At 52.4% G+C, this 26,308-nt stretch carries 28 protein-coding genes; 9 read left to right on the top strand and 19 right to left on the bottom strand.

Features of this window, described 5'->3' with window-relative positions:
• The 10 genes from AXA67_13980 to AXA67_13935 form a co-directional block, all read right to left on the bottom strand.
• Entirely contained in the window at positions 1–1,683 is a 1,683-nt protein-coding gene (locus AXA67_13980) for an NADH-quinone oxidoreductase subunit F (GenBank protein KXJ40135.1), read from the bottom strand.
• An 89-nt stretch (positions 1,684–1,772) separates the two neighbouring features.
• Complete coding sequence (locus AXA67_13975; protein ID KXJ40134.1) at positions 1,773–2,177, bottom strand: hypothetical protein; 405 nt, start codon at positions 2,175–2,177, stop codon at positions 1,773–1,775.
• Between the two features lie 52 nt (positions 2,178–2,229).
• Entirely contained in the window at positions 2,230–2,904 is a 675-nt protein-coding gene (locus AXA67_13970) for a haloacid dehalogenase (protein ID KXJ40133.1), read from the bottom strand.
• Entirely contained in the window at positions 2,901–3,461 is a 561-nt protein-coding gene (locus AXA67_13965) for a cupin (protein ID KXJ40132.1), read from the bottom strand. The genes AXA67_13970 and AXA67_13965 overlap by 4 nt, the downstream gene beginning before the upstream one ends.
• The gene (locus AXA67_13960) at positions 3,458–4,078 is read right to left on the bottom strand and encodes a methylthioribulose-1-phosphate dehydratase (GenBank protein ID KXJ40131.1); all 621 of its coding nucleotides are present in this window, start codon (positions 4,076–4,078) and stop codon (positions 3,458–3,460) included. The genes AXA67_13965 and AXA67_13960 overlap by 4 nt, the downstream gene beginning before the upstream one ends.
• Positions 4,075–4,920, bottom strand: coding sequence for a pantoate--beta-alanine ligase (locus AXA67_13955; GenBank protein KXJ40130.1), 846 nt, complete (start codon positions 4,918–4,920; stop codon positions 4,075–4,077). The genes AXA67_13960 and AXA67_13955 overlap by 4 nt, the downstream gene beginning before the upstream one ends.
• 16 nt (positions 4,921–4,936) lie before the next feature.
• Positions 4,937–5,740, bottom strand: a complete 804-nt coding sequence (panB, locus tag AXA67_13950; GenBank protein KXJ40129.1) for a 3-methyl-2-oxobutanoate hydroxymethyltransferase — start codon at positions 5,738–5,740, stop codon at positions 4,937–4,939.
• Entirely contained in the window at positions 5,727–6,230 is a 504-nt protein-coding gene (locus AXA67_13945) for a 2-amino-4-hydroxy-6-hydroxymethyldihydropteridine pyrophosphokinase (protein ID KXJ40128.1), read from the bottom strand. Before AXA67_13945 ends, panB begins: the two co-directional genes overlap by 14 nt.
• The gene (locus AXA67_13940) at positions 6,230–7,633 is read right to left on the bottom strand and encodes a poly(A) polymerase (GenBank protein KXJ40127.1); all 1,404 of its coding nucleotides are present in this window, start codon (positions 7,631–7,633) and stop codon (positions 6,230–6,232) included. The genes AXA67_13945 and AXA67_13940 overlap by 1 nt, the downstream gene beginning before the upstream one ends.
• Before the next feature lie 19 nt (positions 7,634–7,652).
• Positions 7,653–7,922, bottom strand: coding sequence for a hypothetical protein (locus AXA67_13935; GenBank protein ID KXJ40126.1), 270 nt, complete (start codon positions 7,920–7,922; stop codon positions 7,653–7,655).
• 187 nt (positions 7,923–8,109) lie between these two features.
• On the opposite strand from AXA67_13935, the gene AXA67_13930 reads away from it, so the two are divergent.
• The 6 genes from AXA67_13930 (at position 8,110) to AXA67_13905 (ending at position 12,632) form a co-directional block, all read left to right on the top strand.
• Positions 8,110–8,337, top strand: a complete 228-nt coding sequence (locus tag AXA67_13930) for a hypothetical protein (protein KXJ40125.1) — start codon at positions 8,110–8,112, stop codon at positions 8,335–8,337.
• A 21-nt stretch (positions 8,338–8,358) separates the two neighbouring features.
• Positions 8,359–9,849, top strand: a complete 1,491-nt coding sequence (locus AXA67_13925) for an aminopeptidase (GenBank protein KXJ40124.1) — start codon at positions 8,359–8,361, stop codon at positions 9,847–9,849.
• Entirely contained in the window at positions 9,846–10,280 is a 435-nt protein-coding gene (locus tag AXA67_13920; protein KXJ40123.1) for a hypothetical protein, read from the top strand. The genes AXA67_13925 and AXA67_13920 overlap by 4 nt, the downstream gene beginning before the upstream one ends.
• A 75-nt stretch (positions 10,281–10,355) precedes the next feature.
• Complete coding sequence (locus tag AXA67_13915) at positions 10,356–10,967, top strand: hypothetical protein (GenBank protein ID KXJ40122.1); 612 nt, start codon at positions 10,356–10,358, stop codon at positions 10,965–10,967.
• A 192-nt stretch (positions 10,968–11,159) separates the two neighbouring features.
• A complete protein-coding gene (locus AXA67_13910; protein KXJ40200.1) occupies positions 11,160–11,672 on the top strand; it encodes a hypothetical protein in 513 nt (170 codons plus the stop codon).
• Positions 11,673–11,678: 6 nt separating this feature from the next.
• Positions 11,679–12,632, top strand: a complete 954-nt coding sequence (locus tag AXA67_13905) for a hypothetical protein (GenBank protein KXJ40121.1) — start codon at positions 11,679–11,681, stop codon at positions 12,630–12,632.
• Positions 12,633–12,677: 45 nt separating this feature from the next.
• On the opposite strand, the gene AXA67_13900 is transcribed toward AXA67_13905, so the two are convergent.
• The 4 genes from AXA67_13900 to AXA67_13885 are packed head-to-tail and all read right to left on the bottom strand — an operon-like array spanning position 12,678 to position 17,393.
• Positions 12,678–13,505, bottom strand: a complete 828-nt coding sequence (locus AXA67_13900; GenBank protein ID KXJ40120.1) for a hypothetical protein — start codon at positions 13,503–13,505, stop codon at positions 12,678–12,680.
• A complete protein-coding gene (locus tag AXA67_13895; protein ID KXJ40119.1) occupies positions 13,502–14,395 on the bottom strand; it encodes a formylmethanofuran--tetrahydromethanopterin N-formyltransferase in 894 nt (297 codons plus the stop codon). The genes AXA67_13900 and AXA67_13895 overlap by 4 nt, the downstream gene beginning before the upstream one ends.
• A 14-nt stretch (positions 14,396–14,409) precedes the next feature.
• Complete coding sequence (locus AXA67_13890; protein KXJ40118.1) at positions 14,410–16,050, bottom strand: formylmethanofuran dehydrogenase subunit A; 1,641 nt, start codon at positions 16,048–16,050, stop codon at positions 14,410–14,412.
• 20 nt (positions 16,051–16,070) lie between these two features.
• The gene (locus AXA67_13885; GenBank protein KXJ40117.1) at positions 16,071–17,393 is read right to left on the bottom strand and encodes a formylmethanofuran dehydrogenase subunit B; all 1,323 of its coding nucleotides are present in this window, start codon (positions 17,391–17,393) and stop codon (positions 16,071–16,073) included.
• A 577-nt stretch (positions 17,394–17,970) separates the two neighbouring features.
• On the opposite strand from AXA67_13885, the gene AXA67_13880 reads away from it, so the two are divergent.
• Both AXA67_13880 and AXA67_13875 read left to right on the top strand, forming a co-directional pair.
• A complete protein-coding gene (locus tag AXA67_13880) occupies positions 17,971–19,761 on the top strand; it encodes a hypothetical protein (protein ID KXJ40199.1) in 1,791 nt (596 codons plus the stop codon).
• Positions 19,751–19,942 (top strand): hypothetical protein, encoded by a 192-nt coding sequence (locus AXA67_13875; GenBank protein KXJ40116.1) that lies wholly within the window; start codon positions 19,751–19,753, stop codon positions 19,940–19,942. The genes AXA67_13880 and AXA67_13875 overlap by 11 nt, the downstream gene beginning before the upstream one ends.
• Positions 19,943–19,969: 27 nt before the next feature.
• Here AXA67_13875 and AXA67_13870 read toward each other — a convergent pair whose 3' ends face one another.
• From AXA67_13870 to AXA67_13850, 5 genes are all read right to left on the bottom strand, one after another.
• Positions 19,970–20,347 carry a hypothetical protein gene (locus AXA67_13870; protein KXJ40115.1) on the bottom strand — a complete coding sequence of 126 codons (378 nt, stop codon included), beginning with the start codon at positions 20,345–20,347 and terminating at the stop codon, positions 19,970–19,972.
• 28 nt (positions 20,348–20,375) lie between these two features.
• A complete protein-coding gene (locus AXA67_13865) occupies positions 20,376–22,508 on the bottom strand; it encodes a hypothetical protein (protein KXJ40198.1) in 2,133 nt (710 codons plus the stop codon).
• Positions 22,509–22,844: 336 nt separating this feature from the next.
• Positions 22,845–23,522: a hypothetical protein gene (locus AXA67_13860; protein ID KXJ40114.1), complete on the bottom strand. Its 678-nt coding sequence runs from the start codon at positions 23,520–23,522 to the stop codon at positions 22,845–22,847.
• Between the two features lie 25 nt (positions 23,523–23,547).
• Positions 23,548–23,733, bottom strand: coding sequence for a hypothetical protein (locus tag AXA67_13855; protein KXJ40113.1), 186 nt, complete (start codon positions 23,731–23,733; stop codon positions 23,548–23,550).
• Positions 23,730–24,497, bottom strand: coding sequence for a hypothetical protein (locus AXA67_13850; protein ID KXJ40112.1), 768 nt, complete (start codon positions 24,495–24,497; stop codon positions 23,730–23,732). Before AXA67_13850 ends, AXA67_13855 begins: the two co-directional genes overlap by 4 nt.
• 314 nt (positions 24,498–24,811) lie before the next feature.
• On the opposite strand from AXA67_13850, the gene AXA67_13845 reads away from it, so the two are divergent.
• Positions 24,812–26,197: a hypothetical protein gene (locus tag AXA67_13845; GenBank protein KXJ40111.1), complete on the top strand. Its 1,386-nt coding sequence runs from the start codon at positions 24,812–24,814 to the stop codon at positions 26,195–26,197.
• Positions 26,198–26,308 lie beyond the last annotated feature (111 nt).

Genomic DNA, 26,308 nt, shown 5'->3' with positions numbered 1-26,308 from the left:
TCAGCGCTCCAACTCTTGAGGGAAATATTTAAAAACACAACGGATGGGATTTGGCGCCGCTTGGCCAAGGCCGCAAATGGACGCATCGGCCATCACTTGGCACAAATCCTCCAATCGCTCCTGGTCCCATTCACCCCGTTCCATCAAAAGCGCCGCCTTGGCGGTACCCACGCGGCATGGGGTACATTGACCGCAGGACTCATCTTCAAAGAAGCGGGTCGCATTCAATGCCAATGCCTTGGCACTGTCGTGGTGGGAGAAAATGATGACCGCCGCCGAGCCGATAAAGCAGCCGTAAGGGTTGAGGGTATCGAAATCCAGGGGAATGTCCCCTAAAGACGCTGGCAAGATACCGCCAGACGCGCCCCCGGGGAAATAGCCGTAAAATTCGTGCCCAGGCAGCATGCCGCCGCAGTATTCCTCAATCAGTTCCTTGACGGTAATCCCCGCCGGCGCCAAGTGTACGCCAGGTTTTTGCACCCGCCCGGATACCGAGAAGGAGCGCAGGCCCTTGCGTCCATGACGGCCGTGGGAGGTGAACCAATCAGGGCCTCTTTCTACAATATCGCGTACCCAATACAGGGTTTCCATGTTGTGTTCCAGGGTTGGGCGGCCAAATAACCCCACTTCCGCTAGATAGGGTGGCCGCAAGCGGGGCATGCCGCGCTTGCCTTCGATGGATTCCACCATGGCCGACTCTTCTCCGCAAATATAAGCCCCGGCGCCGCGGCGCAAATGAATGGGCGGCAATTGGGCTTGCACAGGCGGATCGGCCTGGAGCTTGGCCAATTCTGTTTGCAAGATCTTGCGGCAGGCAGGATATTCGTCCCGCAGATAAATATAGATTTCCTGAATACCCACGGCCCATGCGGCAATCAGCATACCTTCGAGAAAACGGTGGGGATCGGATTCCAGATAATGGCGGTCCTTGAAAGTGCCGGGTTCCCCTTCGTCGATATTCACCGCCATTAATCGAGGCTCAGGCTGTTTCTTGACGATTTCCCATTTGACGCCTGCCGGGAATCCGGCGCCACCCAGCCCCCGAAGACCGGAATCTTTCATCGCGGCAATCACTGTCTCCGGGTCTTTGCCTTGATCTAGACATGACTTGAGCAGCGTATATCCGCCCTTGGAACGATACGCCTGGTAATCGATATACGCAGGTAGTTGCGCTTCAACTGCACCGTTTTCCACTGCCGCCTTCACTTTTTCCGCGTTGGCCTGATCGACGGGATTTTGGCCCACGATGGCGACAGGGGCATGCTGACAACGTCCCACGCAAGGCGCGGTGATCACCCGGCTTTCCCCCAAGCCTTGTTGCAATGCTTCCAGCAAAGCCTTGGCGCCGTGCATTTCGCAGGTCACCGAATCACAAACCCGGATAGTCAAAGGCGGCGGTGGAGTTTCGCCTTCCTTAACCACATCGAAGTGATGATAGAAACTGGCAACCTCGTAGACTTCCGCTGGTGACAATTTCATTTCATGAGCCAGGGCCACAACATGTTTGGCGTGGATATGCTTAAAAGCATCCTGAATCTTGTGAAGATGCTCTATCAACAAATCCCGTCGCCGCGGCGCATCTCCCAGTAGGGATCGCACTTGCTCCAACGCTTGGAGATCTACAGGCCTGCCCCGCGCTACCCGTCTTTTTTTCTTGCCGCCTTTTACCCGTTCCACAGCCATATAACCTACCTGCACAGTAGTGATTTATCCTTGCAAGGATATACAGAGAGCCATTAGGAATTCAAACGCTTATTGTTTGCATGTTAATTTCATTTTAGGAAACAATGAGCTTCGGCGGCTTCTTCTACCTGTTTCAGCTTGTTTCGCAAGGTCTTCGATTGGGGGGGGTCGCGGAAAAGTCCGCCGCGCTCGCCGGGCATGGACTTAAGGTTCTTGAAGACAATGGCTTCTGAATATTCCTGATAATCCATCTGTTTGGCCAGTTCATCCATTTTACAGCTGCAGTGGTACAGGTTGTCATAATTTTGCCCGCCATGATCGCGCATACATTGGAACACGTATTCCACCCGCGCCTGGGTGGGGAAGTTATTCACCAGGGGTTTCGCCTGGGCTTGCTGAGACGCCTGTGTCACTTGTTTCTCGCCCTGGCTGGCGCACCCGGCAATACTCAACATCACTAATCCTGCGATTATCCCGTGCTTTAGTGCAAACATTTCTACTCCTAATCAAAAGTACTTAGATCTATTAAATTCTACCACTTAGCAGTTAGACTTCGATTTGACTAAAATCACGCACCTGCCGAAAAGGCGCGTTGGGATCCAGTTCACCTTCCCGTACCAGCCAATAAACTTCCATGCCTGCTTGCGCGGCGGCTTCCAGTTCTTCTTTGATATCGGAAAGAAACAAAATTTCACGGGCGGGGAAGCCAATAGTGTGGGCAATTTTTGTATACGAGCTTGAATCTTTCTTGGATCCGGTCCGGGTGTCGAAAAAACCGGAGAATATCGGCGTCAAATCACCCCATTCGGTATGGGAAAACAACAGTTTCTGGGCCGCTACAGAGCCTGATGAATACACATAAAGCTGAATGCCCTGTTCCCGCCAAAGACCAAGCTGTTCCACGGCATCGGGATAAACGTGGCCCTCGAAGTCGCCCTTTTGATAACCTTCTTCCCAAATCATGCCTTGAATGGCTTTTAAGGGCGCTATCTTTTTATCGGCGTCGCTCCAATGCAGCAATTGGGTAATGACCTGCGGCACGGTCATTTCTCTGCCAACCAGCTGACGCACCTCTTCCAGCAGTGGCTTGACCTTGGGATCATCTTGGTTTTTAGCGACAAAGCCGGAAAGTCTTTCCCGGGCATAGGGGAACAAGACATCCTTGACAAAACTCAAGGAAGAAGTCGTCCCTTCGATATCGGTGACTATCGCTCTGGTCATCCGCAGCGCTGCATATATTCTTCAAATTTTGGAAAACGGTCTGCAATATCGCTGCCAGTATATTGAGCTTCCCAACCTTCAGGGGTGGTGAAAAGGCGGATTACCTTCAAATCCGGTAGGGCGCCCATGTCAAACCAGTGCCGCGTTCCAGCCGGCACGCTGATCAAATCGCCGGCTTCGCATAGCACGATGTACACTTTGTCATCAGGATGGAGGTAAAACAGACCCCGGCCACCGACAAAAAACCGCACTTCAAAATCGCTATGGGTATGCTCGGAAAGGAATTTTTGTCTGAGCGCTTCTCTGTCTGTATGGTCTGGCGAAACTCGGATCACATCCGCCGACTGGAAGCCGTATTGCTGCTTCAAACGCTCGATGGAATCACTATGGGCCGCCAAAATCGCCTCGGAATCATCCTTTTCATTCAAGGGGCGGTCCGTTTTCCAGCGCTCAAACAAGATTCCGATCCGGTCCAGGCGGGTAGCGATCTCTGAATGATCGGTATAACGCTCAAACGGTTCAAAAGCGGTTTCTGAATGCACCGTCAAAATGCTCATAAAGGTTTCACTCCGTAATATCTAGTCTCGCAATCGAACATGAATTCTAACGCCTCCACGCTCCTCATTGCATCTTCTACGCTCCGGCCCCAGGTATAAAAACCGTGGCCAGCGATGATATAGGCCAGAATGTCGCCATGCCGGTCAATATAATCATTGATTTTGTTGGCCAACCTGGGGATGTCCTGATCGTTGGCGAAGATGGGCACAATCAACCGGTGCTCGTGGGTATCGATGCCTTCCAAGGCTTTCAGCAATTCATGATCTTCCAAGATCACCTTATTCTTAAACAGGCGGGAGGCTAAAATCGCCGCTGGCGAATGGGGATGCAGCACCGATTGAATGGCTGGAAAGCGGGCGTAGAGGGCCAGGTGCAGTGCGGCTTCCGCTGAAGGCCTGCGCCCATCAAGGGATTGCCCTTGGGTATCTACCCGCATTAAATCTTCTATGGTCAAGCGCCCCTTATGCCGTCCGGAAACAGTGATTGCAATGCTGCCATCAGATAAACGGGCAGAGAAATTGCCGCTGGTGGCGGGCACCCATCCTTGGTGATGCAAAACTTTGCCCACGTCGATGAGTTCTTTGGCGCGCTGTTGAAATTCCGTTTCTATCGTCACGAGACCACCAAATTATCAATCAGACGGGTCTGGCCCAATTTTGCTGCCGTCAGAATGACCAAAGGGGAATCCCCTGGTGAAGGTTCGCCCAAATCATGGGCGCGCAGAATTGAGAAATAATCCGGGTCGAAACCCAGTTGGCGCAATTTGGCTGTTTGCGCCTTGGCAAGCCGGTAGTAATCCTGTTCCCCCGCTTTGATGGCAGATCTTGTTTCGCATAATACCTGATACAGGCTTGGCGCCACTTTCCTTTCCTGTGACGAAAGGTATTGATTGCGCGAACTCATGGCCAAACCATCGGCTTCCCGGACAATGGGCGCACCAATAATCTCTACCGGAAAATTCAAGTCCGCCACCATTTTCCGAATGACCAACAGTTGTTGAAAGTCCTTTTCACCAAAGACGGCAAGATGGGGCTGCACCAGATTGAATAGCTTGGCAACTACCGTCGCCACACCTCTAAAGTGGCCTGGACGCGATGCGCCACAAAGGATATCAGACAGCCCCGGCACTTCGATATAAGTAGTCTTTTTTGATCCTTGGGGATAAATCTCTTCCACCGGTGGAGAAAACAACAAATCCACGCCACAATTTGCTAATTTTTCTCGATCTGCCTCCAGAGTCCTGGGATAACGGGCGTAATCCTCGTTGGGTCCGAACTGCAAGGGATTCACGAAAATACTGACCACCACCCGGTTTGCTCTTGCTTTTGCGGTTTCCACCAAACTCAGATGGCCGGGATGCAGATTACCCATGGTCGGCACCAGGGCGATAGTGTCGCCTGAGCAGCGCCAGGCATCAAGCTGTCTGCGTAAATTGGTTTCGGTGCTAACCCAGTGCATCAGGCTGTCAGTTGCGCTAATAACTGTGTTGCGGAGAAGGAAATTGCCCGGACTTAACCGCGGCCACGTATGCAGACACGGCAGAGTTGATATCTCCAGCGCCGGCAAGAAAATCCTTCACGAAGCGTGGGGGTTTGCCGATGGTCAATCCCAGCATGTCGTATAGCACTAGCACCTGGCCGTCACAATCGGGTCCCGCGCCAATGCCGATGGTAGGAATGGTTATTTCCATGGTAATTGCCCGGGCCAAAGTGGCGGGAATACATTCGAGCACCAGCAGCTCTGCGCCTGCCTCTTCCAGCAAGCAAGCTTCTTCCAGCAATTTCTCGGCATCGTGAGGTGCGACTCCCTGAACTTTATAGCCTCCCAAACGGTGAATGGATTGCGGCAGCAAGCCTAGATGGCCGCATACCGGAATCCCTTCCTGAACCAGCAAGCGGATGGCATCCCTACGGTGACGGCCACCTTCGAGTTTGACCATCTCCGCGCCACCTTGCTGGATCAGCCGGGCGGCGCTTTGCAGCGCGGCTTCCGGGGACCAGCAGGTCATAAACGGCAAATCGGCAATCAACAGTGCCCGCTCACGTCCGCGATTGACGCAGGCGGTGTGATAGACCATGTAATCCAGGGTCACCGGTAAGGTTGTCGATTGCCCCTGTATAACCATGCCCAGCGAATCACCTACCAACAGGATATCAACCCCGGCAGCGTCTAATGTCTTGGCAAAAGTCGCATCATAGGCTGTCAGGCAAGCGATTTTCTCGCCCGTTTGTTTTAATTGTTTCAGATCTGCGACGGTCAAAAACTTAGACATCGTCATTTTCTCCCAGGCGCTGAATCCCCTCCGGGGGACAACGGCGCAGAAGGTCACTCAATAGGCTTTTGCCGGGAATAAGTAGATCAGGAGGGGCGATTTCCGCCAAAGGGTAGAGGACAAAAGCCCGCTCGGCAATACCATAATGGGGGATGGTAAGCCGCTCGGTGCGGATGCAGTAGCGGCCAAACAAGAGTATATCAAGGTCCAGGGATCTTGGCCCCCATCTGTCGCCACGGCGCACCCGGCCTTGATCCCGCTCTATGTTTTGCAAACGGGTCAATAATGCCTCGGGAGACAGGCAGGTTTCCACAGCCATCACGGCATTAATATAATCCGGCTGATCGGGGCCCATGGGGTCGGTCCGGTACAGGCTGGAAAAGCGCTTTTCCTGGGTGCTTTCCAAGTTGGCAATGGCTGCCCGCGCCTGTTTAATTTGCTCAACCGGATGATTAAGATTGCTGCCCAGACCAATATAGGCAATAGTGGTTTCCATTATTCCTGAGGAGAGGATTGCTTGGTAGCGGATTTTCGCCTTGAACGGCGTCGGCGGGTTTTGCGGCGCGGCCCTTCCAGCATTTTTTTGCGTTCACCTTCCGGTGCGGTTTGAAAACGGGTCCACCAGTCTACCAGTTCAGGCTCCGCCTCTCCTGATTGCCCCCTCAGAACCAGGAAATCATAGGCAGCACGAAATCGCGGATGGCTCAACAAGCGAAAGGGGCGGGCGCCCCGGCGCTGTTCAAATCGGGGTTGTAGATTCCAAACCTCGCGCATGGGCAAACTGATACGGCGGGGGATTGCCACGTGTTTCACCTGCTCAGAAAGTACCTCCCCCGCAGCTTCCTGCATGGCGACCACTGGCGGTGTACCCAGCATTTCCCGTTGCTTGGCGGTCAGGCGTACCGGTTCCCACAACAAAGCCGCATACAGGAAATAAGGCGTGACAATTTTACCTTCGGCCAAGCGTTTGTCGGTATTTTCCAGGGCGTGGGCCAAAAACACCAGGGGGAAGCCTTGCTCTTCCAGGCTTAACGCTTGTTCTGTTGCCGGAAACAGTGGGGAAAACAGCTCATAATGGCGCAGTAGTTCAAAGGTTTGCACGGCATAACCGCCCATGAACATTTTCAGAACTTCATCATAAAGGCGGGCTGGGGGAATATCTTGCAATAGGGGCGCGAATGGCTTGAGATGGACTTCAAGGGAAGGATCCAGCTTAAAGCCCAACTTGATCATAAAACGAATTGCCCGAAGCATCCGGACAGGATCTTCACGAAACCGCACCTGAGGATCGCCAATCAAACGGAGCACTCCGCTGTGAAGATCTTCCATACCGCCCACATAGTCCACGACGGAAAAGTCTTTTATATCGTAGTAGAGGGCGTTAACGGTAAAATCCCGCCGCCAGGCGTCTTCTTCTATGGTGCCGTAGACATTATCCCGCAGCAAACGGCCGGTTGCTTCTTCCTGCGCCCAATCGTCCCCTTGGCCTCTCGGCAGGCCCGCTCTGAATGTCGCCACTTCAATGATTTCCCGGCCAAAGCGCACGTGGGCCAGACGGAAACGGCGTCCTATCAAGCGGCAATTGCGAAACAGGGCTTTGACTTCCTCGGGCCGGGCATCTGTCGCCACGTCAAAGTCTTTAGGCTCCCGCCCGAGCAAAAGATCCCGCACACAGCCTCCCACCAGACAAGCTCTATAGCCTCCTTTTTTCAGGCGATAGAGTACCTTTAAGGCATTGGGGCTAATCTGCGATCTGGAAATCGTGTGTTCCGGCCGGGCATAAATCCTGGGATGAGACACGATTTTTTCCGATGATTGGCCGGAACTGTCCTGTTTGAAAAGTTTTTTGACTAAATTCAGAATCGGCAAAGTTAATCGTCTGGTGTGTAAATGTTGGATAATATCACGGGCGTTTCGTTCAAATCCCCATGTTGCTCAATGTAACCATTAGATCGTTGATAATCGCTGTCAGCCGGGGATGCGCCACTTCAAACCGCATGATTTCTTCTTCAAGCTCCTGGATTAGGTTGTGATGTTCGTTTTTTTCGCCAGTTTTCGCCAGCTGTTTTTCCACGCGTTCGGCCAAGTCTTCCAATCTTTGCTTGCTTGCTGCGTCCGTGCCTTGTAGATTTTTAATTTCGCTTCTTAATGCTTCTAGGCCTTCGCGCAGTTTCTCTCGTTCAGTCATCACAGTGCTCCATCCGGTTGAATTAGAAAAATCCTATCACATTACCAAGGGCCCGGAAAAATCGTATGGGGGCCGATTCTTATGTCTAACCAAAAACGTCTGTGATGCAATCGGAAACATCCCTTATAATTAATATGCTTACTGCTTTATTCCCATTTCGTAAAACCATATGTGAGAGGAGGTATTTATGTTTAAGATCAAGTTCAAACCTGAAGAGTTCCTGGCCCACCCGGCAATGACCGCCATCTTTGTGATCGATTTTTTTATCCTGGCGTTTGGCCGTCTTCCCGGTTTAGTGAACGTTATCCTGCTTGGGGTGCTTGTTTATATTTCCATGTTTTTCGGATCCCGCCTGGCTGTCCCCGAAGACAACCAACCCACTGCTCCGGAAGAGACTGCTCAAGCCAATAATTGATACCCCATAAGGAAATACCCCATGAATTTTGCCACCCATACTGGCGCCATAGAGAAAAAACGCGTCCCATGCTTGATTGCCGGCGTTTACGAAAAAAACAAATTGACGGAAAGCGCCGAACATATCGATGCTCTCAGTGACGGCCTGGTCAGGAAAATTATCAAGCAAGAGGATTTTAAGGGTCAGCCCGGGGATCTTCTCTTATTACACCAGCTGCCCGGTTGCAAAGCCGACCGCCTGCTTCTGGTTGGTTTGGGCAAGAAGACGGATCTGAACGCAAAAAAATACTGCAAAGCGTTGTCAGCGGCGGCAAAAAAGATTGCGGATTCTCCGGTCAAACAGGGTTTATCCACCTTGTTGGAAGTGCCGGTTGACAACCATGATTGCGGTTGGAAAGCCCGCCAGACAGCTTTATTATTCCAGGATGCTTGTTACCGTTTTACCGAGCTCAAATCCGAACCCGGCGATCTGCCGAAGCTCGATCAGCTTCTTTTGCATTGTAAGGATAAGGAAGAATCCCGATTAGCTGACAAAGGCATGGAAGAAGGTCATGCCATTGCCGAAGGGATGCGGCTATGTAAAGACTTGGCCAATCTTCCGGGTAATGTTTGTACCCCCACATACCTGGCCGAAACGGCATTGAAATTAGCGGATCAGTACAGCAAACTCAAGGTCCAGGTTCTGGAAGAATCCGACATGGAAAAGCTGGGCATGGGGGCTTTATTGGCGGTTTCCAAAGGCAGCCGCCAGCCGGCCAAACTGATTGTGCTCGAATACAAGGGCGGCAAGGCCAAGGACCAGCCGATTGCGTTGGTGGGGAAGGGGCTGACCTTCGATGCTGGCGGGATTTCTCTCAAGCCCTCCCAAACCATGGATGAAATGAAATACGATATGTGTGGGGGCGCCAGCGTGCTGGGTACTTTGAAGACCATCGCCCAGTTGGATTTATCGCTGAATGTGGTAGGAGTCGTTCCTTCCTCGGAAAATCTGCCCGACGGCCAGGCCGTCAAACCTGGAGATATCGTGAAAACCATGGCCGGCAAAACCGTGGAAATCCTCAATACCGACGCGGAAGGCCGGCTTATCCTTTGTGATGCCTTGACCTATACCGGGCGTTTCAATCCCCAAAAAGTCATCGACATCGCCACCCTCACCGGCGCTTGCGTGATCGCTTTGGGCAAACATGCGACGGGGTTGTTCTCCAATAACGACGATCTGGCCAAAGCCTTGCTCGAAGCGGGCGAAAATGCTTTGGACCGGGCCTGGCGGATGCCGTTGTGGGAGGAATACCAGGAGCAACTCAAATCCAACTTTGCCGATATGCCCAATATTGGCGACAGAAATGCGGGCGCTATCACCGCTGCCTGTTTTCTGGCCCGGTTTACCGAGAATTTTACCTGGGCTCATTTGGATATTGCCGGCACTGCCTGGAACTCCGGCGCCAACAAGGGCGCAACGGGCCGTCCCGTGCCGTTATTGAGCGAGTTTCTACTTTCCCAAGTAGAAACATGACCCGGGTGGACTTTTATCTGCTCCCGGGCCAAGATCCGCATACCCGGCGTGCTTATGCCTGCCGGATTGCCGAAAAAGCCTACCGAACCGGTCACAAGGTTTTCATCCTGGCTGCCGATGATACCGAGGCAAAGATTCTCGACGATTTGCTATGGACCTTCCGCCAGGGAAGTTTCATTCCCCATATTTTAGCCGAGAATTATCCCAATGACCCTATGGTCCCAATCGTCATCGGTACCAGTGAGGCGCCGGAGTCATTCGATGAGCTGCTGATCAATTTGAATCCCAATCCGCCTGAAAACTGGCAACAAATCCACCGGATTGCCGAAGTCATCAATGAGGTGCCGGAAATACGCCAAGCCGGGCGCAAAAAATATCGGATTTACCAGGAACAAGAGGCGGAACTTCATACCCACAAGATTGAGTCCTGACAGAACGCGGGATAACGAGTACAATTTTTGTGCATTCTATACAGCCTCGATTAACCAACGGATAAAGGATCATCCATGGCGCAACAACGATTAAATATTCAGGCCCCGGTTCACCCTCTCATTGCTCAACGCTGGAGCCCGAGAGCTTTTGATCCTGAGCGGCCGGTACCGATCGAGCTGCTGACTTCCTGCCTGGAAGCGGCCCGTTGGTCGGCCTCCACCTACAATGCCCAACCATGGCGGTTTATTGTGGCCGATCGTTTTCAAAATCCCCAGTCCTGGCAAATCGTTTTCGATCATTTGGTGCCTGTCAATCAGCGCTGGAACCGTCACGTTCCGCTCTTCGTAGTCGCTATCACGTATCCTTATCTTGAAGATAAGAGGCCCAATGGCTATGCCGAACATGACCTGGGCCAAGCCAATGCCAGTTTCTGCCTGCAAGCGACGGCGTCAGGCTTGGCAACCCACCAAATGGCTGGATTCAAAAAAGAAGAATTGGGTCTGGCTTTAGGGGTTCCGGAAGGATACATCGTAAAAACCGTGATTGCCGTTGGCTGGCCTGGTAACCCAGATCAGCTGGAAGAGGATCTCAAGGAAAGGGAATTAACCCCAAGGGAACGCAAGACATTGGAAGAGCTGGTGCATTTTGGAACGTGGGGCCAACCTTTTCACCCGCCCAAATCCTGATCAAGAAAAACCTCCCAAAGCCCTATTTTAGCTTGCCAAAAGGAAATGTTAATGAAAAAACAACCCTATCCGGCTTTTAAACTATTCTCCATTCTTTTTCTTTTTATCCTAACCGCCCTTACCCAGGCCTGTGCGGACAAGGCCAATTCGTCAAAGACGCCGGCCACAGCATCACAATCAAAAGGAGCCACCATGACGCAACACCCTAAAGTAACGCTTGAAACGACAAAAGGCCGAGTTGTCGTGGAACTGTATCCCGAAAAAGCCCCCAAAACGGTGGAGAATTTTTTGACTTACGTGAAAGAAGGTTTCTATGACGGCACCATCTTTCACCGGGTTATTCCCAATTTCATGATTCAAGGTGGTGGCATGACAGCGGATCTGCAACAAAAAGCGACTCATCCTCCGATCCCAAACGAAGCGGACAATGGTCTGGAAAACGACCACGGTACAATCGCCATGGCCCGCACCTCCGATCCTGATTCAGCCACGGCGCAATTTTTTATCAATCTGGTGGATAACGACTTTCTCAACTACCAAAACAAGACCCCACAGGGATGGGGCTATGCCGTCTTTGGCAAAGTCGTGGAGGGCATGGATGTGGTGGATGAAATCGCCAAGGTTCAAACCGGCCGCAAAGGTCCTTACAGCGATGTACCAGTTGAACCCGTCATCATTGAGCATGCAAAAATCCTGGAAGAATAACCTTCAATGCCAACGCTCATTCAGCAGGTGCCCACCAATCTTATTTTAGGTTTTTTGGGCGTTGGCAAAACTACCGCAATATTGAACCTGCTTCGCCAGAAGCCCCGGCGACAAAAGTGGGCGGTATTGGTCAATGAATTTGGAGAAATTGGCATAGACGGCGCGATCTATGCCAAATCGGGCGCCGTCATCAAGGAAATTCCAGGCGGATGCCTTTGCTGCGCAGTCGGCCTGCCTTTCCAGACCGCCATCAACAGGCTGTTGAGGGAAACCCGTCCCGACCGATTGCTGATAGAACCGACAGGGCTCGGACATCCCCAAAAAGTATTGGACATGCTCAATACCGGTTTTTTCAGGCAGACTCTGGATGTCAGGGCAAGCATCTGCCTGGTTGATCCAAGAAAACTATCGGATAAACGTTACCTCAGCAACGAAAACTTCGTTGATCAAATGCAGTTGGCGGACATTCTGATTGCCAATAAAACTGACTTGGCCAACGAAGAAGATGTGAACCGGTTTAATGCCTATGCCCAAGCCTGCCGGCCACCGAAAACCGTGATTTCTGAAACCATCAACGCGCAACTGGAACTTGCATGGTTGGATTTAGCCAGCCGCGCTGACAGAACCGCCAAGTTTCCCCATGCGCACAACCGCGCAACCACTCAACAACCGTTTCAAACCCGCGGATTTACATTCGACAGAAGGCATCAGTTTAATTTTGCTTGTTTAGAAACACTTTTGATGTCCATCCAGCCAGAGCGAATCAAAGGCATATTTTTCACCGAAAAAGGCTGGTATCTATTCAATATCGCCGATGGTTCCTTTGAAAGCCATCCTTGCCAAGCCTCTACTGATAGTCGAGTTGAAATCATTTCCACATCAAGAATACCGCAAGACTTCCGGCAACAATTGCTAAACTGTGTGTATGTGAATAAATGCCATCGAATGGGTTCTTCCTGATTTCCAATCCATTGTGTATCGGGTACATATGTCTTGATAGCGGCACTAATCTTCGTACTTTGTATTGCCGTCAGAAAAAACCAAAATCTCACCTTTATTCAATTCAATCGAATCCCCGCTCCAACGCTGATAAGAACCGTTAAGATAGTCATCTTCAATCGTGAAGCCTTGTTTGCGCAGATACAGGAGGATGGTTCTGATAATGGGAGGACGGTAGGTAGTGTCATAGTTGAAGGTGGGGAGTAGGGTGACGGGTTGGGTGGTGATGATGGTGCCGCGGACCATGCCGGCGCCGGGACGTTGGCCCATTTCTCCCAGGACCACGATGGTGCCAGCCTTCATGTTGACGCCGGTGAAATCGCCACTGCCGGCGCCAATGGCGATAAGCCCCCGGCGCATGCCGTTGCCCACTTCGTTTCTGGCGCTGCCGTGGATGATGATTTCGCCGCCCAGCATGCCGACCGCGGTGCCGCGCACCGCGCTGCCGACCATATGGCCGGCGTTGCCCTTGATGGTGATGCGGCCGCCGGACATTTCCCGGCCCACCCAGTCGCCGGCGTTGCCGGTCACGGTGATTTCGCCGCCGGACATTTCCGCGCCCAGATGGGCGCCGACATTGCCTTCGATGCGTAAACGGCCTTGAGACATGCCACTGCCAATCAACTTGACCTTGCCCAGGTCGCCCTCGACGGTGATGGTGTCGTCTTGGACTTTCCCATGTACGGAGAAAAAATCCCCCAGGGTTGCTTTGTCGTTGCCATGAAAGACCGCCAATTTGGCGACTTCTTCCGGACTTTTGCCCAGCAACTGGTCGGGACAGATTACCTCGGCTTCCAAGGGTACATCGGGTGCGGTATGCAGTGTTAATCTCATGATCCACCTTGCAAGATTTCGTGGAGATGTAAGTGGAACTGGCCCAGATTGCCGCCGTAGTTGCCGGCGGTGATTTGAACGATGCCTTCACCTGCCGCGGCTTGGATGCCTCGGCGCATGGATTCAGCCACGGCTTTTTCATCCAGACCGTCAATCACGATTTCCAGGACGCAGGAAACCGAATCCGGCAAACAGGTTTCGGGAACCTGTCCTCGCAGGGAGGGGCAATAAGCATCGTTGGTGGAAGCGGGCAGGGCCTTGTACCGGGAGCCCGGTTTGCTGCCGCTGCGGACCACGCCGTCGGGAAAAGGCAGAATCGCCCCCGGCACTTGCATGGCCTCGACGGCCGCTTCCACCGCATTGAGGGTGGCGGTCAAATTTTGTCCCAGCACCAGGAAATTACCGCCACCGACGGCGGGCTGGACGCCAAAGGATTCTTCTATGACAAATTCGCCCTCCATCACCGGAATGCGCCACAAGCGGGTGTTGCCCAGCACCTTGCTGGCCTGGTAGCCATCCCCGAAGTAACGCAGCTTTCCCCCAACATTGACGGTTTCGTCAGCTTCCAGGCCGTTGTAACAAGCGGTGGTGGGACAGGTCATCACACATTGGCCGATACGCTCCACCAACCGGTTGCCCACCCCCTTGGGACTGCCGGCAAAGAGCAGCACGCTGACGCCGGGGCGGCCGTCCGGGGTTTCCTCCGCGGGGATTTTACGTTCGATGCCGGCTTCGCATTTACAGCCGATGACCGAGGTGGCAAAGCCGGTCATGGAGCGGGCCGCCGCCATGGCCCATTTCTCGGTTTCCCCGGTGATGACGACGCGGCTGCCCCACATGGCGAAGGCTTCGGCAAAGGTATCTATGATTTCTGTCGATTCAATGAACATAGTGTGATTGTGTATTATTGAGTCGTTGGTACGGTGACACCGTGGGCGATGTAACGGTCATCCACCGGGTAGTTTTCGAATTGCACCGAATAATAATCCTCGAAGAAGGGTTTGAGCACGGTTTCGATTTCCCGGTTATATTCCGGCGCCACGTGATAGACGCTGCCTTCATAATCGAAGCAGAATTCGTGGTTGTTGATGAAAAACTGGCCGCCTTTCAATACATAACGGGCGGCATTGAACATGGCCTCTTTATCCTCCATTTCGTCGTAGATGGTGACATCGGCGTCGGCGCCTATACCGAGGTGGCCTTTGTTCTTCAGCCCCAATAATCTGGCGGGGCCGGCGCGGGTGACGATGGCGATTTCCTGCAGGGTGAATTCCCGGTCGATATCGAGCAGGCTGGTGTTGGCGATGGCCTTGGGGTTGGCTTTTTTGGCTTCCTCGTCGCGGAAGGATTTGTCCATCAACAGTTTGATGAGCTTGGGGTAATTTTCGAACGAGCCGCCGTTGGGGTGGTCGGTGGATAGCACCATGCGCCATGGGTCCTTGGACAGCAGGAATAGCTCCAGACCGATGGCCCATTGCAGGGCGTGAGTGTAAACATGTTCCTGATAGGAAAACGGAATGATGCCGCAACCGCTTTCGCATTCGGTGTCGGCATTGATCCATTTGTCCTTCTTCATGTTGCGCAGCAGCCAGGTCAAGGGCGCGTCGGCGGTCATGATGGTGGCCTTGCCGAACATCACCTGGCCCACGTCGGCGCTGATGTTGGGGTGCTCGTTGATGTAATCGACGATTTCCCTCGCGGCCGAGGTGGGGTTTTTGCCCAGTTCGCCGCCATAGCTGTGGAATTGGATGTGAGTGATGTGAACGCGGCGGCCGTCGGCGGTTTTCATGGTTTCCAGAGTGGTTTTGTAGTTGCCACTGTGGCCCAGGTTGTTGCAGTGGATATGGGCGGGGTGGGGCAGTCCCAAATCGTTGCTGACATCAATCAGGGCCTTGATAATCTTGCGGGGTGTCAAATCAAACCCGCTGATGGGTTGATCGAGGTCGTGAACGTTGGAATTCTTGCGTCCTTTCCAGGGTTCGTCGCCGCCCGGGTTGACCAGCTTGATGGCATAGGCCTTGGAATGGGTCAACCACCACGCCACCGCATCGCGGAATTCGTCCATCCGCCCTTGTTCCAATAATTGGTTCAGACAGACGTTATTGGCCAAGAGCAAATAAAAACCCTTGTCGATGACCGGGGTATCGTGCAGTTCTTCCAGGGCATGGCGCGCGCCCAAGGGGGGGATGGCCGCTTCCATGGCCGTGGTGTAGCCCAAGGTCGCGTAGCGGTAGCCGGTGGCGAAGGTGGAGGGCACCGTGCCGCCGGAACCGGAACGCAGTCCGCCCACCCTTGGTTGCACATCGTGGCGATGGTCCTCGGGCTGGAACTTCCGGGCCAGGTTGACCTTGTGGCCGGCGATGTGACAGTGCATGTCCACGCCGCCCGGCATGACGACCATGCCGCTGGCATCCAGTTCGGTCGCATCGTCTGAGACGCTATCGACGATTTTGCCGTCACGGATGCAGATGTCCCGGATTTCCCCGTTGATGCCGTTGATGGGATCGTAAACTTTACCGTTCTTGATTTTGAGCTCGGATGCCATGGATTACCTTTTCGTAGTAGTCAAGCCACATTCTTGCGCTGGATGCCTTTCAATTCGCATATCTTCTCCTTGATCGCCCGCAGGATTTCTTCGTCGGTCGGGTAGGGGGATTCGAACGCGGGCCGCAAGGGAAGGGGGACATTGTCCATGCGGTACACCGTACCCGGCACGTTGACGCCGTAAGTGGCTACCGTAAAGGCGACTTTGGCTTCCTGGCTGGTGCGGGTGGGTTTGGGGTCGAGGGTGATGACCGGAATGGATTTCAAGTGCTCGATGGCCTTGCGGGGAAAATTGGCCGCCGGATCGCTGGCAATCACTATCAGCGCGTCGGCGTCGCCCCGGGCCAGGACATCCACGGTAGTGAACTCGCCGGGATTGAAGCGGGGATAGCCGCGGTTGAAATTGACGCCGAAAGGATAGCCGGTCTGCCAGGAAACCACGTTATCGGCGCCGGTCACGTTACCGTGCCCCCGCACCGGGTTGGCAACAAAATGGGTGTAAGCATTCAAATCGGTCGCCAACGCCAGCAGCGCCGCGACATTGAAATGGCGTCCCCGGGTCATGCTCAGACCCATGCCGAAGAAGATCACGCCGAAGTTACAGTTCTTCATCCGCTCCACCAGATCCTGCAAGGTTTCCAGCGGGATGCCGGTGCGCTCTTCGATGGTTTCATCCACATACTTGCCGCGCACCAATGCCCGCAACGCCCACAACACTTCAAAGTCGGTGCCCGGCTTGACTTGAAGAAAAATATCGGCTTCCGACGCGCTGCGGGTCTTGCGGATATCCACCATCACAATGGTGCGGTCGGCGCGGCCGTTGGGCAGGTAAATCCCCTTGGCCTTGGCGGAATAGCGCTCGAAATGGCGGGGATGGGCTTCCACCGGGTTGCCGCCCCAATACATAATGAAATCGGCACGGTTTTTGATTTCGCCCAGGCTGGCGGTGCTCTCGCCGGTTCCTTGGAATGCCATGCCGCTGGGGCCATGACAGACGGATGTCGTGGTATCGATATTGCCATTGACATAATCGGCGATGGCAACCGCTTCCTTCTGTGCCTCGCAAGTGGTATCGCTCAGACCGTAAATGGCCGGAAATTTGGCTTCCACTAAAATACGGGCGGCGGCATCGACGGCTTCCTCGACCGTGGCTTCCTGACCGTCCACCAGTGCCATGGGGTAATCCTCGATTTTGTGTTCCAAAAACCAGGCCCGCCCCAGTTCACAGGCATTGCCCGCCCTTTTGATGCTTTTGCCATCGGGGGCGACTTCCAACTCAATATCGTCACAAACACAACCGCAAAAGGTGCATACGGCATTTTCAATGGTTTTTGCTTCGCTCATCGTTTTCTCCCCTGGGAGTGGGCAAGTGGATTCGGAAATTTATTTCTCACCCTGTCTTTGTAACCAATGTAAGGGCATTTTTCAACAATTAGTTTATCAAGAAGTAACAATAAGCTTGTCCCCAGCGAGGATATTTTTTATGCTTGATTGAAATTTCAATTTCGCCTGGAGAAAACGTATGGCCGAACGCATAACCCTGGTTCCCGTCCGCACCAGCCGGCAGGGCACATCCCTCAATGCCGGTAAATTGAAGAAGGATTACGTCAACGAGACATCCACGGTGGAACTGCACCGTGAGGACATGGCGAAGTTGGGATTGAAAAAAGGGGACCGTATCCGCCTCAAATCCGGCAACGGCATCGAAGCGATCGTCACTTGCAAGGAGCGTAAAGGGGACGACGCTACCCCGGGATTGGCTTTCATGGCCTATGGGCCGGTCTCCAGTCTGTTCATGGATGGCGATACCGCCGGTACCGGCATGCCTTCTTCCAAGCATCTGGAAGTGGAAATTGAAGGCCCCATCGGCGAGGACGGTACCCTTCTTGCTCGAGCGCCCGCCACCACAGTGCCCGGTGAGATTCCGGCCGGTCAACCCTCGGCGCCGTTGACCCCGCAACAGGTGGAATATCTCAACGCTCTGCTCAAGGAACCCCTGGCGCCCACCCAGGCCGCCTGGCTCAGTGGATATTTCGCGGCTTTAAGCGGCATGCCCGCCGGAGTGCCGGCAGCCGCGGGACCTTCTCCAGCCGATCTGCCGCTGATGACCATCCTCTACGGTTCCCATACCGGCAACGGGGAAGGACTGGCGGAAACCCTGATGGAAATGGCTTCTTCCCGGGGATTCAACGCCCGCCTGATGGACATGGAAGATTTCGATCCCGAGGAGCTGGACAAAGAGCAGCTTCTGTTTGTTATTGTCAGCACCCACGGTGAGGGAGATCCACCCATCGCGGCGGAAAAACTCCACGCCTACCTGAAGAACTATTCCGGCCCTCCTTTGGATAAGGTGAAATATGCGGTATTTGCCTTGGGCGACAGCAGTTATCAATTTTTTTGCAAAACCGGCAAGGATTTCGACGAATATCTGGAGAAGGCCGGCGCACAACGGATCATGGATCGGGTGGATGCCGATGTGGATTTCGAGGAACCGGCCGAGGAATGGATGCAGCAAGTGCTGGAAACCTATCAATCCTTGGCCGGAGAGACTGCTTCATCTGCAACGTCGGCGCCAGCCGCCAAAAAGAAAAGCGGGGTCAGCAAGACCAATCCCTATCCCGCGCCGGTGATGGTCAACATCAACCTCAATGGCGAAGGTTCAGCCAAAGAGACCCGGCATATCGAGATAGACTTGAAGGAATCGGGTGTCACTTATGAGCCTGGGGATGCGCTAGGGGTGTATCCCGCTAATAACCCAGCCTATGTGGAAGATCTGCTGAAAGCATTGGGGATGACGGGTGATGAAGAGGTCACCGTCAGCAAGGAAACAATGCCTTTGCGCCAAGCGTTGTTGGATCGCCTGGATGTGACCGCTCTAAGCCGGCCGGTGATGGAAAAATACGCTGAGCTGGTGGGCAGCCGGGAGTTAAAATCCTTCCTTGAAACCTGCGATGCCCAGGCCTTCAGCGACTATACCTGGGGCCGGCAGATTCTCGATATGGTCATGGAATATCCTCCGGGAGATATCTCGGCGCAGGACTTTGCCAATCTACTGCGCAAAATCCCGGCGCGGCTTTATTCCATCGCTTCCAGCCTCAAGGCTTTTCCAGACCAGGTGCATTTGTTGGTGGGGGTGGTCCGCTACCACAGTTTCGATCGCGACCGGGAAGGGGTGTGCTCCAATTTTCTTGCCCGGGCAGAGGTAGGGCAAAAACTCCCCGTTTATGTCCAGCCCAACAAAAATTTCCGACTACCCGAAAGCGGCGACACGCCCATTATCATGGTGGGTCCCGGCACCGGCTTGGCGCCGTTTCGGGCTTTTCTCCAGGAGCGCCGCGCCACCGGCGCCGGCGGCAAAAACTGGCTGTTCTTCGGCGACCAGCACCGGGCTACTGATTATCTTTACGGCGAGGAGCTGGACAAAATGCACGAGGAGGGCTTTCTGACCCGCCTGGATCTGGCTTTCTCCCGCGATCAGGAGCGAAAAATCTACGTCCAAAACCGAATGCTAGAAAACGCCAAGGAGCTCTATGGCTGGCTGGAAGAAGGCGCTTGCTTTTATGTCTGTGGCGATGCGGAAAGGATGGCCAAGGATGTACACCAAGCCTTGATTGACATTATTGCCGAGCAGGGGGGCAAATCCACCGAACAGGCGGAGGAATATGTGGATGGGCTGGTGAGCGCCAAGCGCTATCTGCGGGATGTTTATTAAATTCCTTCCAATCGAAGGTGTCGCATTAGGCGACAGCCTCTGCATCGCCATTTTCGATGGCCATAAGTCATTGAAAATGGAGGAATCGGAAAATCGCGCTTTTCCGATTCCGAGTCGCAAAAGTCCAAGGATGGGCTTTCGCGACACCCTCCAATCGGGAAGGGGCCTGGCGCTTAGATAGCTAAGACCAGGCCATCAATATGGCTTTTCAGCGCTCTGGATTGTTGGGGGTTGGCCGAATTGGCTTTGCCGCGGGTTTGAGTTTGTTCTTAGCCTGAAAATGCTCGGCCGCTTTCAGAAGCGGTGTCGGGTCGCCGCCTTGTTTTTGTACTCTTTTTGCCATCTCTTTATAGTATTGGGCAAGCCTGATATTTTGGCGACGGAATTTGTCGTAATCTTCCGTCGCAATCCGCTCTTCTTCTTTCTTGCGGATTTCAATTTTCTTTTCCTTTTTTACGTGCTTTGTTGGGTTTTTTCCGGGTGCCGCCTGGGCTGTTGAAGAAAAAATTGCGCCACAAGAGAAAACGGCTCCCATGACCATGGCCAGTGTCACGGAAATGGGCTTGAAAGCATTAGATTTGCGCATTTATTCCCCCTCCTATAAATTAATGGAATTACTGATTCAATGCTCTATTGACGTTAATTGACTGTGGCGTAGTCGTAATATCCAATTCCCGAATATATTGACCGCCATACAGATCACCTCCTTCGAGACCGGTTACTAATAAATTGGGCACAAAACGGTCAGCGGAAAGGGTTACTTCGTTGGTATCGCGATTCCAGATTGCCTGGATGGTTGCCGATTTGGCGATTAATCTTTCCTTGGTCATATCGCCAAGACGGAAGTAAGGATAATTTTTAACAGGCAATTTGAATAATTGTTCGTACTCTGTAAATACGGCGTTGAGCCAATCAAAAATAAGGGTATTGCCACTACCATAATCCACCGCGTTGGATTGATGAAAATAGTGCGCCCATTTTTTGAAGCTCATCATATGCCGCAGGGTGGTTTCTGCTTCGGCCGCGAGAATTTCTTCATAGGTGCGCGGAGTGCAAATCGCGCCTGGAATTGTACAGGGATCTTGCCCGTTGTTCACAAAGCGTTCATAGAAAATGTAATTGTACTCATCCGTCAACTGATCGGGGGCGGTTACATTGTAGAAAATATTGGTGGGATACCGGGGTAGCATAATCCGGTCAGTATTGCTGCCATCGTCCACCTGGGTGATGTAATGCTCTACATCCTGATTCAGTTGTGACGAGTCAGATGCAATGTAATCCACACCGACGCTGGCCATGGCCTCGAAAAACATCGGATTGGCGCCTTGTGGATAGGGTATGTCATCGTCTTGTACATTAGACATCTCTGGATGAAGCTCCGGGATGTCGGTGCAGTTACGATCCTTCAGGCCTGAGTGATTGCCGCTGATGAGTATCCGCTTGTTTTGTCTCTTTTGGGGCAAGTCCAGCAATTTCCACACCCGGCGGTTCTTGGTGATTTGCTGTTTGATTGCCGTTACCGAGGGCAGAGTCTCATAATCGCAGGGATCGCCCGGGGAGGCGGGTGGATTATCCATATCCGCATGGCTGAAGGTATGATTGATATACCTAAATGAATTTTTATTGGCTCGAATCGCTGAGACTAAGTCATCAGCATAATTGATGGCCAGCTTTTTCTTTTTTGCCGTTGGATCGACCACGGCACCGGCGCCGTTGAACGGAAATTCAATCTTAAATTGCGCGGGCACGGTGGCGAATGCGCTACGAAATGCATTTTGTGCGGCCACGGCATTGGCAATATCGTGGCCAGTCAAGCGAGCTTGAATGGCGGGGTCGGTGACGTTGTTAACCGGGTCCCACTGGTCGTTGGAAAGGAAAAGATCATCCAAGTGTACATTCATATAGATGTATCTCCCCCCCACAAATACACCTTGTGTCGCGAAATTCACAAACTCGTAGCCCAACGCCTGAGAATGGATGAGATAGCTGGCATTGGTGATGCTAGAAAGCAGCACTTCACGGACGGGAACGGAAGGGTCTGATTGCGAATAATAACGAACGATGGAAATTAATGTTTCACCATTGGCGGTGGTGAGCAGCGGTTCCACGCTGGCCACGGTGCCATCCCGAAGTACAAGATTATCGTTTCTGGGAACCGCGGCGAAGGCGAAATCAGTGATTGGCAGCGAATTATTGGTTTGCAAATATTCGTAGACCGTTGTTCCATTGGTTGCAGAGCCTGACCATTGGGTATTGGGATAGGTACCGCTACTGGTTAGAGTCTGCCCGTAATCCAAATAAACACCCCAAGGGGGATTGGGATCCCAATAAGTGCCGGGAAAGCCGCTGATAACCGATTCACGGACGTGAAAATCCTTCTCATAAGCGTGGAGGATATCCCACTCTGCCGGCGCCATGGCTAAACCGGCATCGGTCAAAGTCAAGATTATGCCATTATAGTTACCGATACAACCTGCCGTGGCAGCGCTACAACCATTGGGGGATAAGGTCTCTGCCGTTAGACTGGCGCTACTGGCATCCAGAGTATCGTAAGGCACCCCCATCTCGTCCAGGATTGGTTTGATATAGTCGTACCCCAAATCATTCGGCCCCGAAGTAATAACGAGAACCTTCAGTTGCACGGCATTGTCAGCAAACGCTGTAGTAGGCAGACCCAGCAAAGCCAACAGTATTGCCGCAAATACATGGGGTATCTTGGCCAATCGACAGCATAGGAATTCACGCAAACGTTTTGTTTGGATTTTCGGATTCATCAACCCCATACTGGTATCCTCCGGCTACTTTCTGTAGCAAATACATAGTGCAGAAACGAAATCAAATATCGCAAAGTGTTGTGATATTAAATCATACAATAGAGTAATACTAATCGTACAAAGTATCAAAATCCTGTTGACAAGTCCATTAAATGGGATGGCGAAAATAATTTTTTGGAAACAGCCATGGAAGGGTGAATTGAAAAGCAGCAAAAAAGAAGGATTCCAAATCGAGCAATTGGAATCCCTCTTCTCTCTTGAAAGTATGAGTTTTTATGACTTCAAATCTAAAAGCTTATGGTTACGCCGTTAGTTACTGATTATTTCACGCCACGAAAGACGGCCTGTCGAACGGGTTGAGACATTCTCGTTTTTGCCTCTTCCGTATTTCGAACTTGGGCTTACATCCGAAACAGTGGTGACTTCTACAGTGCCATCGGGATAAATATGCTTGATGGTTTTACTGCCATCACCATTGTTGGTCACAATTTTAGTGTAGGTGGTGTTGTCGCTATAAGTCGTTACCGTTGTCGTGTTATTGCCGCTGACCGTGGTGGTGATGTCGATGATGGTGACACCTACACCGAATACGCCGTCTTTCGGATCAGCCGAACCCGGTGCGGGGGTTTCGGTCTTGCCGTCGGATACAAAGTCCTGTTCCGGCGCGGGACCCCAACCGGCTTGTCCATAGCAGTATTTGTTCGGGTGATGCCAAAAGCTGGTATATTCGGCGATCACCCATTGGCTGAATTCCGATTGCTTGACCCGCCAGCCGTATTTTGGATCACCACCATTATGGTTGAGTTCCAGAGCACTGGCTGGAGTATCGGCACGAATGATTTGGATGGCGAGTGCGCCATCAAAGCGTTCGCCGTTAGGTCCAATCAAGCCTTTGGCTTTGGTTTTGCCTTTCTTTGTTTTAATGGTGTTGGCCATTGAGCCGTCGGCATTGACTTTGTTGACACAGCCGGTTTGGGTGGAAATCAATCCTGCCCGGGGTTGCCGCCGTTTCTCACTTGTCCTTGGCCTGAAAGGCGAGATTGCGGCTCCAGAAATTCCCCGCCATTTTTTCTTCCAACATGTTGGATTGCATGGCGGTGACCCCGAGCAACGTCATCACAAGTAGAAGCAGCAGGCTGACAATCAAAACCGCACCCTGTTGGCGGCGTTCGTTGGGAAAAGGCTTTAAAACAGTCATCGCAGTCGGTTACGCAGGCCAATGGTGGTGGTATAGGATTTTTGTAGGGAATTTCCGGAAATGCTTGTATTGTTTTCAGAGGATTGCAGGGTCAGTGTCAACCGGAGACTGACCACTTGCTTCCAATCGCCTACGTTCGCTGCTTTGTCGTAACGATTGGCGGCATTATCGGCATCGGTATCGATACCGTAGAGGAGAGTGAGGTTGGTGACGTTGTCAATCAGGGTTTGGGTGTTATCGCTTTGTTGGGTCGGGGGCGAAGAAGAAAGGTCCAGGACTTCCGCTTTGCATTTCAAGTTGCCGTTCTCGAGAAAAAGGCGTGTATTGACCATGTCGCCCAAATTTGCGCTGCTACCCCCGCAAGTGGTCATATCTCCATCGCTTTGATAGCGAAATCTCACCTCGCTGTCTGTCCCCGACAAAACTTGTCCCGCAGAAAAGCCTAGATCGATAGGATTAGCGGCTGCCACTGCGGGAAAAGCGGTTACGTCATCAATTTGGCCATTACTTTTGTATCCGGCGATCCGCAAGTATCGTCCCAAAGTTTCTAACGCAAAACGGGCGTTTTCCTGGATTCTGGCGGAGGCGTTGTTCACCCGGTAAGTCTGCTTATTGGCGATGAAGATCTGGATGACGCCGGCCGTTAAAATCAAACCCGCCACCAACGAAACCATGATCTCGACCAAGGAAACCCCTTGTTGTCTCGAGTGATTCCTTTGATCAATAGCCAAAGTCATTATGGATTTTATTTTGGCAAAAGCCATCGAACTCAGTCGCTAAGATGAGTGGTTGTTTACAAATTAAAGATTAGCTGAAAAAAGAGCGGGATATGGAAGATTCCGACGAAAGGACTGATTGAGGGGCTAAACGGTTTACATTCATTTGTGCGTCCCGACCACATACATGCTTCCGTGTAATAGCTTGAAGGGAATGTCGTAAGTGCAGGCTTTCGACTTGTATTTCCAGCTATTGCCATTTCATAAAAATCCTGATTGTATGAATATAGATATTGAAAACAATTCTCATTTGTAATAAAATCTGCTTCCTCAGGTTTTTGAGAAGAAAATAAGGAGGCACAATGAAGCTGAAAAAGAGTGCGGCGGCCATGCTGGGAGTGATGTCTCTGATGATCGCTTATATTCCAGCGAACGCTGAGGATATGCCAAGCAACCGGGAGTTATGGGAGATTGTCAAACAACAGCAAAAGGAAATCGAAGCTCTCAAGGCCCAGTTGAAGGGTAAAAAGGGGGTTGCCAAGGAGACAGGCGAGCCGGTGCCGGAGAAGGAGGAAGTTAAGGAACTCAAGCGCAAAACTTCCATTTTGGCCCAGGAGTTGGAGAAAATGCGCACTTTGCTGGTGATTCCCGAAGAGCCGAAATACAAAAGTATGTATGGATTGGGGCCTGCGGCGTCCAAGGTTTATCAGGTAGGCAAGGGTCTTTCCATCGGTGGATACGGGGAAGGCCGTTATCAGATTTTTACCGATGACCAAAACGGCAAAAAAGATAATGCCGATTTTGTCCGATTGGTGCTCTATACCGGTTACAAATTCAACGATTGGATTTTATTTAACAGTGAACTGGAGTTTGAGCACGCTTCAACCGGGAAAAAAGGGTCGGTTTCGGTGGAATTTGCCGCACTGGATTTTTTCCTCGATCCAAGAGTCAATATCCGCGCCGGGGTAGTGCTGATACCCATGGGCTTCCTCAACCCCATTCACGAGCCGCCATTTTACTTTGGCAATAACCGTCCCGAAGTGGAAAGGCGGATTATTCCGTCCACCTGGCGGGAGTTTGGCGTGGGTTTGTTTGGTGAACTGTTCCCAGGGCTGACCTATACCACTTATGTTGTCAATGGCTTGGACGCTAGTGGTTTTTCATCCAGCGGCATTCGTGGCGGACGCCAGGGCGCCAGTAAAGCCAAGGCGGAGAATTTGGCCTGGGTAGGACGGGTGGATTATGCCGTGCCCCAATTGACCGGTTTAACGGTGGGCACCTCTGCCTATCTGGGTAATTCCGGTCAGGATGAGATTGGCAGCGCCGATGTATTCACACAGCTCTACGAAGGGCATGTGCAATGGAAGTATCGTGGTTGGGAGTTCCGTGCTTTAGGTGCGTGGAGCCATATTGATGATGCCGCCAAGGTCAGTGCCGCAGTGGGTGAAACCGTGGGTGAGGAACAATTCGGCTGGTACACGGAACTTGGCTATAATATTCTGCCGTTGTTGATGCCGGAGTCGACCCACTACCTGGCGCCTTTTTTCCGCTATGAACAGTGGGATACGATTGCCCAGGCGCCAAGCGGCTTTGCCGACGATGGCCGGTTCGACCGTCACCTGTGGCAGGTGGGTCTCAACTACAAGCCGATTCCCAATATTGTCATCAAGGCGGATTACCGCAATATCGATGCGGATGAAGGCACGTTGGCCGATGAATTTAATGTTGGGCTAGGCTTTATTTTCTAAAGTAGGATGGGGTTTGAGAAAACAAAGGTTGCTGAATTTCCTGTTGGGTTTGCTAGTGGTGCTTCTTTCCACCGCGAGTTTGGCCCGTGTTTATTACAGTAAGCAGGAAGC

Origin of the sequence: Methylothermaceae bacteria B42 (assembly GCA_001566965.1) — a bacterium.
Lineage (GTDB): Bacteria > Pseudomonadota > Gammaproteobacteria > Methylococcales > Methylothermaceae > Methylohalobius.
Note: the sequence above shows the minus strand (reverse complement) of the source record. Positions and strands in the feature narration are given on the sequence as shown.